We start from the raw sequence: 12,406 nt of genomic DNA on the forward strand, positions 1-12,406 counted from the left end.
ATCAGCTAAAGCGCTTTAGAGTGAAGGTGCTCAAGCGCATTAGTACACAGCGAAAAGGGGCACGGGTGGCAGCGAATACCCCCTCCGGCAAGGACAGCTCGCCGGCCAGGCGCGCCCCGGCGCGCCGCCCGACAATGAAGGACATCGCCCAGCGCGCCGGTGTGTCGGAGAGCGCCGTGTCCTTCGCGCTCAACGACCGCCCGGGCGTCTCGGAGATCACCCGCGACCGGATCCGCCGGGTCGCCGAGCAACTGGGCTGGCGGCCGAGCACGGCCGCCCGCGCACTGTCCGGCGAAGGCGCGGCGACGGTCGGCCTGGTGGTGGCGCGGCCGGCCACCACCCTGGGCGTGGACTCGTTCTTCCTGCAGCTGATCTCGGGCATCCAGGAAGTCCTGGCAGAGCGTCAACTGGGCCTGCTCTTCCAGGTGGTGGACGATGTGTCGGCCGAATGCGCCGTCTACCGGCGCTGGTGGGCCGAGCACCGGGTCGACGGAGTCCTCGTGGTGGACCCCCGCACCGACGACCCGCGCCCTGAGCTCCTGGCGGAACTGGGGCTCCCCGGCGTCGTCATCGGCGGGCTGCCCGACGAGCATCCCAATCTCTCTCAAGTGCGCGCCGACGACACCGGGGCGATGGCGTCCATCGTCGGCCGGCTCTACGACCTGGGCCACCGGCGCATCGTGCACATCGCCGGTCTGCCCTCACTCGCCCACACCGACCGGCGCATCCGCTCCCTGCGCGCCGAGGCCGGCCGGCGCGGGCTGACCGAGGTCCACTCGGTCACCACGGACTACTCCGACACGGAGGGCGCCGCGGTCACCCGCCGGGTGCTGGCGGGTGACTCGGCGCCCACGGCGCTCATCTACGACAACGATGTGATGGCCGCGGCCGGAGCGACCGTGACGGCGGGCCTCGGCCTGTCCGTCCCCGGCGATGTGTCGATCGTCTCGTGGGAGGACTCGGTCCTGTGCCGGATGGTCCACCCCTGGCTGACCGCGCTCTCCCGGGACACGATCGCCTTCGGGCGGATCGCCGCGCAGGAGCTGACCGCGCTGCTCGACGGCGGCGCCGCCCGGGCCGTACAGGTACCGCTCCCCCAGCTCATCGAGCGCGAGAGCACAGCACCGACGGGTAACGGCTAACTCGCCGGGGCCGCCGGGGGCACGATGCCACGTGCGATGCCCAGTTCCACGAGGTCCTGCGGGCGCAGGCGAAGTTGGTCGGCCGTCGCGCGAGTCGCATCGGGCCCGCGTTTGAGGATCGCGGCGGCCAATTCCGGAGCGATGACGGAGAAGTAACTGTCCGGCGTGACCCAGGTGTTGCGGGGTGCGGCGAGCGCGAGTGCGCCGCCGGAGCCGCCCTCGCCGATCAGCAGGCTGGTGACCGGCACGCGGGCGGTGGCCACGGCGCCGAACAGGTCCGCGATGGCGGCGCCCGCTCCCGTGCGTTCCGCGTCGGCGTCATTGGCGGCGCCCGGTGTGTCGATCAGGGTGAGCACCGGGACGGACAGCCGGTCGGCGAGGCGGATCAACCGGGCCGCGGTGCGGTAGCCGGCCGGGAGTGTGGGGGTGCCGCGCTGGGCGGCGTACGCGATGGTCCGGCCCTCGCACAGGCCGAAGCCGCAGAGCATCCCGGGGTCGACACCTCCGCAGCGGTCGCCGTTGATCGACTCGCGGGTCTCGAAGTACGCGTCGAGATAGGCGGCGGCGCGGGGCCGGCCGGGGGAACGGGCCTGGAGCACTGCGTCCCAGCCGGTGGCGGGGAGTCCGGCACGGCCGAGGGCACGGGGCGGCGGCGCGGGTTGGAGGAAGTGGCTGGGCCCGGCGGCGTGGCCTGCGGCCGCCGGCCGCGCCGCGGCATCGGACCCTGCGGGCAGCGGCGTTGAGGAACCGCCCATCAGCGGCGCCGAGGAACCGCCGGCCAGCAGCCTCAGCCACCGTTCCAGCATCCCGGGCAGCTCCTCCTGCCGCACCACCGCGTCGACATGGCCCGCCGCCCATTGCGCCTCCGCGGTGTACGCGCGCGGATCCGCCTCCGGCGGGCGTACGCGCGAGCCGGCGAAGCCGATCTGGGCGCCGGGCAGCGCAAGGATCACGTCCGCGCCCGCGCCCAGCGTCGCCCAGCCGCCGCCCGTCGTCGGGTCGCGCACCACCGCGACCTGCGCCAGCCCGGCGGCGCGGGTCAGTGCGGACTGCCGTGCCACGCGCTGGAGTTGGGCCAGCGCGCGCATCCCCTCCTGCATCCGGCTGCCGCCGGTAGCGATCAGCGAGACGACGGGCAGCCGTCGCTCTCGCGCATGCATGTGCGCCGCCTCCAGCCGGTCGCCCGTCAGCTCGCCCAGCGATCCGCCCAGGAAGCCGAACTCGAAGGAGATCAGCACCGCTTCGGTGGCCCCGACCAGGCCGGTGCCGCAGACGACCGACTCCTGCTCCCCGGTGCGTTTCGCGGCGCGGGCGCGCTGCTCGTCGTATCCCTGCCAGGCGATGGGGCCGTCGGGGGCGGACATTCCCTCGGGGACGGGCAGTTCGGTGAAGGCGGAAGTCACCCGGGCGACGGCATCACGAGCCGTGAGGTGGTCAGCCATGGAGGGCCCGCTTCATGACCTTGCCCATGTCGTTGCGCGGCAGGGCGTCGAGAAAGCGCACGTCACGAGGGCGCTTGTGCGGGGCGAGCTGAGCTGCGACATGCTCGGACAGCTCATTCGGCGCGGGTGGCGCGGACGGGTCGGCGGGCACGATCCAGGCGACGATCCGCTCGCCCAGGTCGGCGTCCGGCTCCCCGGTCACCGCCGCCTCCCGTACGCCGGGGTGGTCGAGCAGGGCGTTCTCGATCTCGCCCGCACCGATCTTGTAGCCGCCGCTCTTGATGAGGTCGGTGGCCTTGCGGCCGACGATCCGGACATACCCGTCGGCGTCGAGGCTCGCCATGTCCCCCGTGCGGAACCAGCCGCCGTCGAAGGCCGCCGCGGTCGCGTCCGGCCGGTTCAGATACTCCGTGAAGAGGTTCGGCCCGCGCACCTGGATCTCGCCGATGCCGTCGCTCTCGTCGACCAGCCGGAGCTCAACTCCCTTGAGGGGCAGGCCGACCGTGCCGGGACGCGGTTCGCCGTCGGCGCGCACAGAGGGCCGGGGGTCCGGGGGTGTCCACCGGGACGAGCACAGCATGAGTGTCTCGGTCATGCCGTACCGCTCGATGACCCCGCGGCCGGTCGCTCCCGCGATCCGCTCGTGGTCGTGCACGGGCAGCGCGGCCGAGCCGGAGACCAGCAGCCGGGCCCCGGCCAGGGCCTTCGCGAGCCGCGGATCGCCGGGAAGTGCCTCGGCGATCCGGTGATACATCGTCGGCACGCCGAACAGCATCGTCGCGCCCGACTCCAGCTCGCGCGCCACGCCGTCCGTGCTGAACCGTCCCAGATGCCGCACCGAGCCGCCGCGGCGCAGCGGGCCGAGGATGCCGAGGATCAGCCCATGGACGTGGAAGAGCGGAAGGCCGTGGACGAGGACGTCGTCGGAGGTCCACTGCCAGGCGTCCTCAAGGGCGTCCAGGGTGGAGGAGATCGCGCGGCGCGGCAGCACGGCGCCCTTGGGCGGCCCGGTGGTGCCCGAGGTGTAGACGATGAGAGCGGGCGCATCGGCGGACGGCTCGGGCGGCAGCGGCGCTGGCGCTGCGGTGGTCTCGATGTCCGTACGCTGCAAGGCGCGGAGCGCCGGAGGCAGTTCGGCGCCGGGCTTCGCCAGTACGAGTGACGGCGCGCTGTCCCCGACGATGTGGGCCAGCTCGCGCTCGCCCGTCTTCGGGTTGAGCGGTACGGCGGGCACACCCGCCAGCAGCGCGGCCACGACGCCCACCGCCGTCTCCAGGGTGGGCGTCGCCCAGACCGCGACCCTGTGCGCATCGCTGATCCGGGCGGCCAGCGCGCCTGCCGCCGCGGCCAGTTCGGCGTGGGTCAGGGACCGGTCGCCGAACCGGAGGGCGGGCAGCGGCGACCGGGCGGCGAGGGCAGGGAAGAGAGGGGACACGCGTCGTACTCCTTGTTGTCGTCGAGTCTGACCGGTCGTCCGAAGCCCGGCATCACGATGATCCCTCCGTACGCCGTCCGCTGGGTGAAAACCGGCTACGAAGCCCGGTCGCCGGGTGCGTACCGGACGAGCACGTTGTCGGTGCCGCCCCAGGTGTGCGTGGACAGCAGCCGGAGTGTGGGCACCGGTCCGGCGCCAAAGGCCGGCGTCCCGCCGCCGACGACGACAGAACCGATCATCAGGTGGAGTTCGTCGACGAGGCCGGCGGCGAGGAGATCGTTCCAGAGGGTGCGGCTGCCGAAGACGAGGATGTCCCGGCCAGGGCCTCGGGGCGACGGGCGGCAAGCCGCAGGCAGGCGTTGGTGCTGATGCGGTAGAGCCAGGTCCGCAGCGAACTGCGGCCCTCGAAGCCGGACAGGCCCGCCAGGCAGCGCGCAGCGACTCGTGCAACCCGTCCTCGGCGTCCTGCACCGAGCCGAGCATCCGGTAGCAGTGGGCGTACAGCTCGCGCCGGTGGTCGTCGACCAGCTCCTCGAACGCCGCCGGGTCACCCCGGCGGGCCGTTGCCAGCAGTTCCGGCTCCGGGAGCACGTCCACGTCATCCGTCGCGACCATCATCACGGTGGGGTGCGCAATCCGCACCCCACCGCCTCTCAGCCGGTGATCCGGAACGAGTCGATGTGATCAGTGCCTTCCGTGCGTGCGCGTCAGCGCATCGGGGCGATGCCCGCGTCGCCGCGAGAGCCTGCGCGGGCTCGGAGGCGACCGGGTGCGCGGACGTCCATGGCGGCCATGGCCAGGCCGAGCAGCAGGGCCACAACGCCGACGATGATGTTGTTGACGATGGTCCGAGTCGTGTCGACGTTACCGACGACGACCCACGGAGAGATGATCGTCCATGCTCCGATGGCTATCGCGCACCAGGCCATGGCGTGCGTCCGCTCGTATGCCGAGCCGAACCCGCCCATGCACAGGACATAGGCGGCGCCGGTGATCAGGTTGCACACGGCCAGCGTGGTGAGGCCGTTGAACCCGGCTATCCACGGCGATGCGGCCAGGTACAGGCCGGTCAGCAGGGCCAGTGTCTCGATCGCCTGGGCACGGGGAGTGGTGGTCGCCCGTTCGAACCGGGAGCGCATCTCGGCCAGATCGGGGTGTTGCTCGATGCTCGGATGGGTGGTCATTGCGGGCCGCCTCCATTCAGAAGCCTTTATCTGCCCTTTAACTCCGATATAACGCTTGCTCGGGCATTCCAGTCAACCGGTGGGACCAAGCACCTTTGGCCGGTGTTTCTCCGGCTGCTCCGCGGGGTGCCCGGAACTGGCGAGAAGAGCACCATGGGGTCATGGAGGGACGCATCGGTGACATCAGCGCACCAGGGCGCGTCGCCGCACCCGACGAGGGCATCGGCCTGGACGAACTGGCCCTCGCGGCCCGCAATCACGGGCTGCCGCTGGAGGCCATGCGCTACGACCTCACCCCGGCCGGACTGCACTACGTCCTGGTCCACTACGACATCCCCGCGGCCGACGCCGATGGGTGGGAGCTGACCGTCAGCGGCCGGGTGCGCACTCCGCTGACGCTGGACATGGCGACGCTGCGGTCGTTCCCGGCAGCCACCCAGCGCGTGACGATGGAATGCGCGGGGAACGGCCGGGCCCGGCTCTCGCCGCGCCCGGTGAGCCAGCCCTGGCTGGTCGAGGCGGTCGGAACCGCCGAGTGGACCGGGGTGCCGCTGCGCACGCTGCTCGCCGAGGCCGGGGCGGACGCGACTGCCGTCGAGGCCGTCTTCACCGGAGCCGACCATGGCGTCGAGCGCGGTGTCGAGCAGGACTACCGGCGCAGTCTGCCGTTGCCACTGGCCATGGGCGACGATCCGGAGGTGCTGGTGGCGTACGCGATGAACTGGCGGCCCCTGCCGCCGCAGCACGGCAGTCCGCTGCGGCTGATCGTCCCCGGCTGGTACGGCATGGCACATGTGAAGTGGCTGCGCGACATCGCCCTCACCGACACCCCGTTCACCGGCTTCCAGCAGACGGTTGCCTACCGCTACCGGCAGCAGGCCGACGACCCCGGCGAGCCGGTCACCCGGATCGCGCCACGAGCCCTGATGATCCCGCCCGGGTTCCCCGACTTCATGTCCCGGGCCCGTGTCGTACGCGCCGGTGAGGTGCCACTGGAGGGCCGGGCGTGGTCCGGGCACGCCCCGGTGACGAGGGTGGAGGTGAGCACCGACGGAACCAGTTCCTGGAGCGAGGCCGAACTCGCCCCGGCGGACGGCCGCCGATGGGCCTGGCGGCGCTGGCAGTCCTCCTGGGCCGCCACGCCGGGCAGCCATGTGCTCAGCGCCCGCGCCACCGACGCCGATGGCCACACTCAGCCCCTCACCCAGCCATGGAACCGCGGCGGCTTCGCCAACAACCTGGTCCAGCGGATCCCCGTACTGTGTCTGGAGACCTAGATCTTCACGACGGCAGCGCCTGCTCGGCCCAGATCGTCTTGCCCGCGGATGTGTGCCGCGTGCCCCACCGCAAGGTCATCTGCGCGATGAGGAAGAGACCCCGGCCGCCTTCGTCGTCGCTGCCGGCGTGGCGCAGATGCGGTGAGGTGTGTCCGGTGTCCGAGACCTCGCAGATCAGCGTCTGCTCGCGGATGAGCCGCAGCTGAATCGGGCCGGATGCGTACCGCATGGCGTTGGTGACGAGCTCGCTCACCACCAGCTCGGTGGTGAAGACCAGGTCGTCAAGGCCCCATTCGCCGACCTGCTCGGCGACCGCGGCCCGTGCCCTGCCGACCTCCTCCGGATCGGCCGCCAGCTCCCACGCGGCCACCTGGTGGCGGTCCAGCGTGCGCGTGCGAACGAGCAGCAGCGCGGCGTCGTCGTCCACGGAACCGGGCTGCAACGGCCCCACCGCGTGGTCGCACAGTTCCTCCAGCGGGCGCCGGTGCTCGGTAAGGACGGCGCGGAGCCTGTCGAATTCGGCGTCGACGTCCCGGCCGCGGACCCGGACAAGGCCGTCGGTGAACATGGCGACAAGGCTGCCTTCCGGCAGTATCAGTTCCGCGCTCTCGAAGGGCAGGCCTCCGAGGCCGAGGGGCGGGCCCGCAGGCAGGTCGGGGAAGTTGACCGAGCCGGTTGCCGGGTCGACGACGCCAGGGAGGATATGGCCGGCGCGCGCCATTCTGCAGAGTCCGGACACCGGGTCGTACACGGCGTACAGGCACGTCACCCCAAGCCCGTCATGGTCCGTCCCGCTGTCGCTCTCGGTGAGCGCGGCGTCCTGCTCGTCGGCGGTCTGGCCGATCAGGTCGTCCAGGCGCGCGAGGAGTTCCTCCGGCGCGAGGTCGAGCCGGGCAAGCACCCGTACGCTCGTGCGCAGCCGGCCCATGGTGGCTGCGGCGCGCAGACCGTGGCCGACCACATCGCCCACGACCAGACCGACCCGCGCGCCCGACAGGGGGATGACATCGAACCAGTCGCCGCCGACTCCGGCCCTGCTGTCAGCGGGCAGATAGCGGTACGCCATCTCGACGGCGGTGAGCCGCGGCAGAGTCTGCGGTAGCAGACTGCGCTGAAGCATGAGGGCGGCGGCGTGCTCACGGGTGTAGCGGCGGGCGTTGTCGATGCATACGGCGGCCCGGGCGACCAGCTCGTCGGCGACCGCCAGCTCACCGGTGTCGAACGGGTCGGGGTGGCTGTCCCGCGCAAAGGTGACCACTCCCAGCGTGGCGCCCTCGGCACGCAGGGGCACGACCAGCCGCGAGCTCCCGGGCTCTCGCCCGTCACTGCCGGGCGTGACCAGCCGGCGTTCCAGTACGGACCGCCCCGAGGAGAGGCTGCGGGCCTGGGGCGAGTCCGGCGGGAAGTCGATCCGCTGGGCGGGCCGGGCTTCGTTCGGGCCCGTCGCCTCCTGTCCCGGCGCTCTCCACACCCGGACCACGCTGCTCGTCGGCTCGCTGCCCGGCGTGGGCTGCTCGCCGCCCAGGACTTCCTCCAGGAGGTCGACCGTGACCGCGTCGGCGAACTGCGGAACGATGACAGCGGAGAGCTCCTGCGCCGTGCGGGCCATGTCCAAGGTGGTGCCCACCTGTCCGCCCGCTCGGACGAGAAGGTCCAGTCGCTGCTGCGCGAGATAGCGGGCGGTGATGTCCACCGTCTCCTCGCACACGCCCAGCGAGGAGGACCCGGCGTCCTGCAGCCGGTAGTAGGAGCACGACCAGACATGGTCGTGGTCCGGGTCGACGGGCGGGCGGCCTCGGTAGTGGAGTTCGATGACGGGCTCGCCGGTGACGAGCACCCGCCGCATGACCTCCTCCAGCGTCGCCGGATACCGCGAAGAGAGGACCTCGCCATGGGTCACCATGTCGTCCGGGCCCATGCCCGCGTACTGCGAGGTGCCCATCTCCTGGAGCAGGGCGAAGTTCGTCCACACCACCCGCAACTGCGTGTCGTAGATGGCCAGGCCGACCGGTGACTGAGTGGCCAGGCCGCGGAGCATCGCCTGCAGGGCCTCCCACTGTTCCGTCTCGTCCGCGTCGGCCAGGCTCAGCACCCGGGCGGGCCCGGCTCCCGCGTGGGACAGCGGAAGCACTGCGGTGGCCACGCGGAGGGTACGGCCGTCCCGGTGCCGCATGGGCAGCACCTGTCGGCGGGAGAACGGGGCGCCCGGGAGGTCCGTGGCCGTGCGATGCCCGCCCGCGGGGTGCACCACCAGGGCGCCGATCGGGTGCCCGAGCACTTCGTGCGACGGATAGCCCAGCAACTCCTGGGCCGTGGGGCTCCAGCCGACGACGGTGCCGTGGGCGTCCAGTACGGCCGTGGCCGCTCTCGTGACGTCGAGGGGGCCGCGGAAGCCGCGATTCTCGGCTGCGTTCAGCGTGCTCATGGCGCTCGCCTCGCTCCGGCCCCGGCCCCGTGCGCCGACGAGGCCTCGGTCCAGCGGGCGGCGAGCAGCAGTGCGATGTCGTCGGGCCGGTCGGTGGCGTGCCGAGCCTCGCGGATGAGGCGGTCGGCCGTCTCGGCGAGAGGGGACGAGCCGGCTTCGGCGAGTGTGCTGCGCAGCTGGTCGATGCCGAGGTCGATGTCGCTTCCCGGCTGCTCCACCAGCCCGTCGGTGAACAGCGCCAGGACCTCGCCCCGCGCGAGCTGCAGTTCGGTGACGGGGTACGACGCGTCGACGTCGACGCCGAGCACGACGCCGCCGGGAAGGTCCAGGACCTCGGTGCGACCGTCGACGTGTCGCAGCAGGGGCTGCGGGTGCCCGGCCCGCACGGCCTGCGTCGCGCCCGTCGCCGGGTCGAGGACGATGTAGCAGCAGCTGGCGAACTGGCCGGGATCGAGGTCGATGAGCAGCCGGTTGGTGCCGGCCATCACCTGCTGCGGATCGTGCACGTTGAGCGCGAAGGCGCGTACGGCGCTGCGCAGTTGGCCCATGGTGGCGGCGGCGGAGACGCCGTGTCCCTGTACGTCGCCGATGACCAGGGCAACACCCCGGCCGGTCTCGATGACGTCGTACCAGTCGCCTCCGACCTCCATGCCCTGGGTGCCGGGGAGGTACCGCCCGACGGTGTCGACGTGTTCGAGTACGGGCAGCCGGTGCGGCAGCAGGGCGGCCTGCAGGCCGCGGGCGAGGGCGGCCTCGGTGTCGTAGCGCTGGGCGCGCTGGAGGGCCTGTGCGATGAGTCCGGCCAGCGCGGTGAGGACTGTGCGCTCTTCGGGGCTGAAGCCGCGCGGCTGGTCGAAGCCGAGGATGCAGGAGCCGACGGGACGTCCGGAGGCGATCAGCGGCAGGAAGGCCCTGGCGCCGACGTTAGCGTCCATGGGTATGCCGGGGTAGGCGGCGGCCAGGCGTTCCATGGACTCGAAGAACATGGGGCGGCCGGAGGTGAGGGTCTCCACGCCGGGCAGCCGGGCGTCGAGCCCGACGCCGTCGAATCGGTCGAGGAAGCCCTGCGGGAAACCGGTCTCCCAGGCGAGGTAGAGATGTCGCTCGTTCAGGAGGTAGATCGCCAGCTGGCGGCCGCCGAACGCGGGCAGCAGCTCCTCCGTGACCACGGCGGACACCTGACGGGCGGTGACGGCCTCGGTCAGCGCGATGGCCAGGGCGACCGGGCGGTACAGCGCGGAGGCGCTGTCGGCGGAGGAGCCGAGCCCCGTGCCCGGCAGAGTGACGGACTCTGGCGAGTCCGCGGGTTGGTCCTCAGCGGCGACAGTGAGGGTCACTCCGTCGTGGCCGGGGTAGAGCCAGACGGACATCCACTCCTTGGACGCACTCTGGGCCATGAAGTGGACGGGTTCGTGGGAGATCAGTGCGGCGCGGAAGTGGTCCTCGTAGCCGGGGTGCCCGAACCACGGCAGTGCCTCCCACAGGACGCGCCCGGCCAGCTCGGACCGGGCGTGGCCGAGCAGGGTCTCCGCGCTGTGGTTGATGTGGATGATCCGCCCGAGGCGGTCGAGCGAGAAGATGCATCGCGGGAGCCGGTCGGTGGCTTCGGCGGCGATCGGCCCGATACCGAGGTCCACGAGGAAGCCGGTCAGGTGACTGCCGAGGCCTTCGCCCGGCGGGAGCGCGCGGCCCGAGATTTCCAGCAGGTGAGGTCGGCCGTCGGGTCCTCGTAGCCGCATCCTGCGCGCCACCGCCCGGCCGGACTCCACCGCCTGCCGGGCGATCGTCCACAGTCCGTACACGTCCTCCGGCGCCAGCCGCTCCGCAAGCGCCTCGATGGTGCCGGGGAAGGCCGCGGGGTCGCTGCCGAGGATCGCGCACAGTTCCTCGTCGGCGGATATGGAGCCGCTGTCGAGGTCCCAGTCGAAGTGACCGATCCGCACCGGCGGCGTGGTGGCCGCGGGCAGCTGGACGGAGACCGGTTCACCGCCCCACTCGACGAGCGTTCCGTCAGCGCCCAGCTCCGCGAGGGCACCGCCGAGGCGCCTTGCGGCGACATTCAGCCGGCGGCGGTCGCTCCGGCTGACCGGGTATCCGGGGGTGGCCCGGCGCAGCACCACGAGCACCCCGTACTTCTCGCGGCCGCTGACGACCGGCTCGTACAGGGAGCCGAAGGGGTACGGCATGCCCGCCATCAGCTGCGGGAAGCGGCGCATGGCTTCCTCGGCGTCGGCGAGATGGACGGCCTGGCCCGATCGGTGGGCCTCGGCCACCGGAAACGGCCTGTTCACATGCATGCGCCACCAGGGGCGGAAGAGCCGGGCAGGCAACCCGGCGAGCACGGCGAGGCGGAGCAGCCCCTGCGTCCGGGAGCGCAGATAGATGCCGCCTGCGTACCCGCCGACCGATTCGATTCCGCTGACGGCGGCCTGTGCGAGCACCATGGCCAGTTCGTCCGGAACTCGGCCGGTGGTGTTCGGTTGCCCGGGCGGCGGCCCGCTCTCACTCAGCGGTGCGTGCCCGGCCGCCCCGTACCAGTTCACACAGCCAGCATGCTCCCCGGCGGCAGTGCGGCGCATCTCATTGCCCCGCCCGCACCGACGGCCTCCGGTCTGCCGAATGGAACATTTCGCCCATCGGCCGAGTAAAATCACACACAGGAAGTTTTCCCTTAAAATTTCCTGCGAGTGAGCCTGGAGGTAGCAGTGGATGTCCTCGTGCTCATCGGCCGCCTTCTCTTCTGCGTCCTGTTCCTCAACTCGGCGGTGGGCCACCTCACCAAGACGAAGGCCATGGCCGGTTACGCCGCCTCGCGTGGCGTCCCCGCCGCCGTGCCCGCGACCGTGGCCAGCGGACTCGTTCTCCTGGCCGGCGGGCTGATGGTGGCGTTCGGGGTCTGGGCGGACCTGGGCGCGCTGCTGCTGGTCGTCTTCCTGGTCCCGACGGCGCTCCAGATGCATCCCTTCTGGAAGGAGACCGACGAACAGGCCAAGACGGTGGAGATGGTCAGCTTCTTCAAGGACCTGTCGCTTGCCGGTGCGGCGCTCATGCTGCTGGCCTTCTTCTCGTTCGTGGGCCACGATCTCGGGCTCACGCTCACGGGCCCGCTCTTCGACATCAGCTGACGCCCCCCTTTCTACGCGGTGGGTTTGAGCGGGTCGTGCCCGATCGACATCAGGCGGTGGCGCAGGCTCGGATCGCCGTCCCGCGGATCGCCGTCCCGCTGGTCGCCGACGGCATCCACCACCTCGTACATGACGCTGATGTCGTCGTTCGTGAGGTCGGCGCGGCGCTTGTGCAGAATGCCGAGCACATGCAGCCCGGTGGGGCTGCCTGCGTGTTCCGGCAGCGGCTGTGCGCTCTTGTCCGCGTCGTACGTCGTCAGCCAGGCGCTCAGCTCCTGCGAGGTCATGTTGACCACACGGTGGAACTCCGCCCAGAGCGCGTCGAGTTCAAGGGTGTCGATGTCGGCCATGAGTCCTCCCGGGGGATTGCGTGGCC

The 12,406-nt window shown here is 71.7% G+C and carries 10 protein-coding genes and 1 pseudogene; 3 read left to right on the forward strand and 8 right to left on the reverse strand.

Going from position 1 to position 12,406, the window contains the following annotated elements:
* The first annotated feature begins 134 nt into the window (after positions 1 to 134).
* Complete coding sequence (locus ACZ3H8_RS16780; RefSeq protein ID WP_467403217.1) at positions 135 to 1,142, forward strand: LacI family DNA-binding transcriptional regulator; 1,008 nt, start codon at positions 135 to 137, stop codon at positions 1,140 to 1,142.
* Here the strand turns inward: ACZ3H8_RS16780 and ACZ3H8_RS16785 are convergent.
* The 5 genes and pseudogenes from ACZ3H8_RS16785 to ACZ3H8_RS16805 all read right to left on the reverse strand — a co-directional run bounded on the left by ACZ3H8_RS16785 (position 1,139) and on the right by ACZ3H8_RS16805 (position 5,203).
* Positions 1,139 to 2,584 carry a carboxyl transferase domain-containing protein gene (locus ACZ3H8_RS16785; RefSeq protein ID WP_467402346.1) on the reverse strand — a complete coding sequence of 482 codons (1,446 nt, stop codon included), beginning with the start codon at positions 2,582 to 2,584 and terminating at the stop codon, positions 1,139 to 1,141. The genes ACZ3H8_RS16780 and ACZ3H8_RS16785 overlap by 4 nt on opposite strands.
* Positions 2,577 to 4,019 carry an acyl-CoA synthetase gene (locus ACZ3H8_RS16790; RefSeq protein WP_467403220.1) on the reverse strand — a complete coding sequence of 481 codons (1,443 nt, stop codon included), beginning with the start codon at positions 4,017 to 4,019 and terminating at the stop codon, positions 2,577 to 2,579. Before ACZ3H8_RS16790 ends, ACZ3H8_RS16785 begins: the two co-directional genes overlap by 8 nt.
* A gap of 95 nt (positions 4,020 to 4,114) precedes the next feature.
* Positions 4,115 to 4,450, reverse strand: a complete 336-nt coding sequence (locus ACZ3H8_RS16795) for a dihydrofolate reductase family protein (protein WP_467403222.1) — start codon at positions 4,448 to 4,450, stop codon at positions 4,115 to 4,117.
* Between the two features lie 34 nt (positions 4,451 to 4,484).
* Positions 4,485 to 4,637: pseudogene (locus ACZ3H8_RS16800) on the reverse strand (RNA polymerase subunit sigma-70); the annotation flags it as partial.
* An 89-nt stretch (positions 4,638 to 4,726) separates the two neighbouring features.
* Positions 4,727 to 5,203, reverse strand: coding sequence for an SPW repeat protein (locus ACZ3H8_RS16805; protein ID WP_467402348.1), 477 nt, complete (start codon positions 5,201 to 5,203; stop codon positions 4,727 to 4,729).
* 161 nt (positions 5,204 to 5,364) lie between these two features.
* On the opposite strand from ACZ3H8_RS16805, the gene ACZ3H8_RS16810 reads away from it, so the two are divergent.
* Positions 5,365 to 6,480 carry a sulfite oxidase gene (locus tag ACZ3H8_RS16810; protein WP_467402350.1) on the forward strand — a complete coding sequence of 372 codons (1,116 nt, stop codon included), beginning with the start codon at positions 5,365 to 5,367 and terminating at the stop codon, positions 6,478 to 6,480.
* A gap of 4 nt (positions 6,481 to 6,484) precedes the next feature.
* Here the strand turns inward: ACZ3H8_RS16810 and ACZ3H8_RS16815 are convergent, their stop codons facing one another.
* Both ACZ3H8_RS16815 and ACZ3H8_RS16820 read right to left on the reverse strand, forming a co-directional pair.
* The gene (locus ACZ3H8_RS16815; RefSeq protein WP_467402353.1) at positions 6,485 to 8,905 is read right to left on the reverse strand and encodes a SpoIIE family protein phosphatase; all 2,421 of its coding nucleotides are present in this window, start codon (positions 8,903 to 8,905) and stop codon (positions 6,485 to 6,487) included.
* Positions 8,902 to 11,349: a SpoIIE family protein phosphatase gene (locus ACZ3H8_RS16820; protein WP_467403225.1), complete on the reverse strand. Its 2,448-nt coding sequence runs from the start codon at positions 11,347 to 11,349 to the stop codon at positions 8,902 to 8,904. Before ACZ3H8_RS16820 ends, ACZ3H8_RS16815 begins: the two co-directional genes overlap by 4 nt.
* 243 nt (positions 11,350 to 11,592) lie before the next feature.
* Between ACZ3H8_RS16820 and ACZ3H8_RS16825 the strand changes: the two genes are divergently transcribed.
* On the forward strand, positions 11,593 to 12,030 hold the full coding sequence (locus tag ACZ3H8_RS16825) for a DoxX family protein (protein ID WP_467402354.1): 438 nt from the start codon (positions 11,593 to 11,595) through the stop codon (positions 12,028 to 12,030).
* Between the two features lie 11 nt (positions 12,031 to 12,041).
* On the opposite strand, the gene ACZ3H8_RS16830 is transcribed toward ACZ3H8_RS16825, so the two are convergent.
* Entirely contained in the window at positions 12,042 to 12,380 is a 339-nt protein-coding gene (locus ACZ3H8_RS16830) for a DUF3140 domain-containing protein (protein WP_467402357.1), read from the reverse strand.
* Between the last annotated feature and the right edge of the window lie 26 nt (positions 12,381 to 12,406).

The sequence above is a fragment of the Streptomyces sp. NPDC002868 genome, assembly GCF_055563295.1.

What these genes read in the sequence shown, in the direction of transcription:
- ACZ3H8_RS16780 (WP_467403217.1), top strand. Translation starts at nt 135, where the DNA reads ATGAAGGACATCGCCCAGCGCGCCGGTGTGTCGGAGAGCGCCGTGTCC.
- ACZ3H8_RS16785 (WP_467402346.1), bottom strand. Translation starts at nt 2,584, where the DNA reads ATGGCTGACCACCTCACGGCTCGTGATGCCGTCGCCCGGGTGACTTCC.
- ACZ3H8_RS16805 (WP_467402348.1), bottom strand. Translation starts at nt 5,203, where the DNA reads ATGACCACCCATCCGAGCATCGAGCAACACCCCGATCTGGCCGAGATG.
- ACZ3H8_RS16810 (WP_467402350.1), top strand. Translation starts at nt 5,365, where the DNA reads ATGGAGGGACGCATCGGTGACATCAGCGCACCAGGGCGCGTCGCCGCA.
- ACZ3H8_RS16815 (WP_467402353.1), bottom strand. Translation starts at nt 8,905, where the DNA reads ATGAGCACGCTGAACGCAGCCGAGAATCGCGGCTTCCGCGGCCCCCTC.
- ACZ3H8_RS16820 (WP_467403225.1), bottom strand. Translation starts at nt 11,349, where the DNA reads ATGGTGCTCGCACAGGCCGCCGTCAGCGGAATCGAATCGGTCGGCGGG.
- ACZ3H8_RS16830 (WP_467402357.1), bottom strand. Translation starts at nt 12,380, where the DNA reads ATGGCCGACATCGACACCCTTGAACTCGACGCGCTCTGGGCGGAGTTC.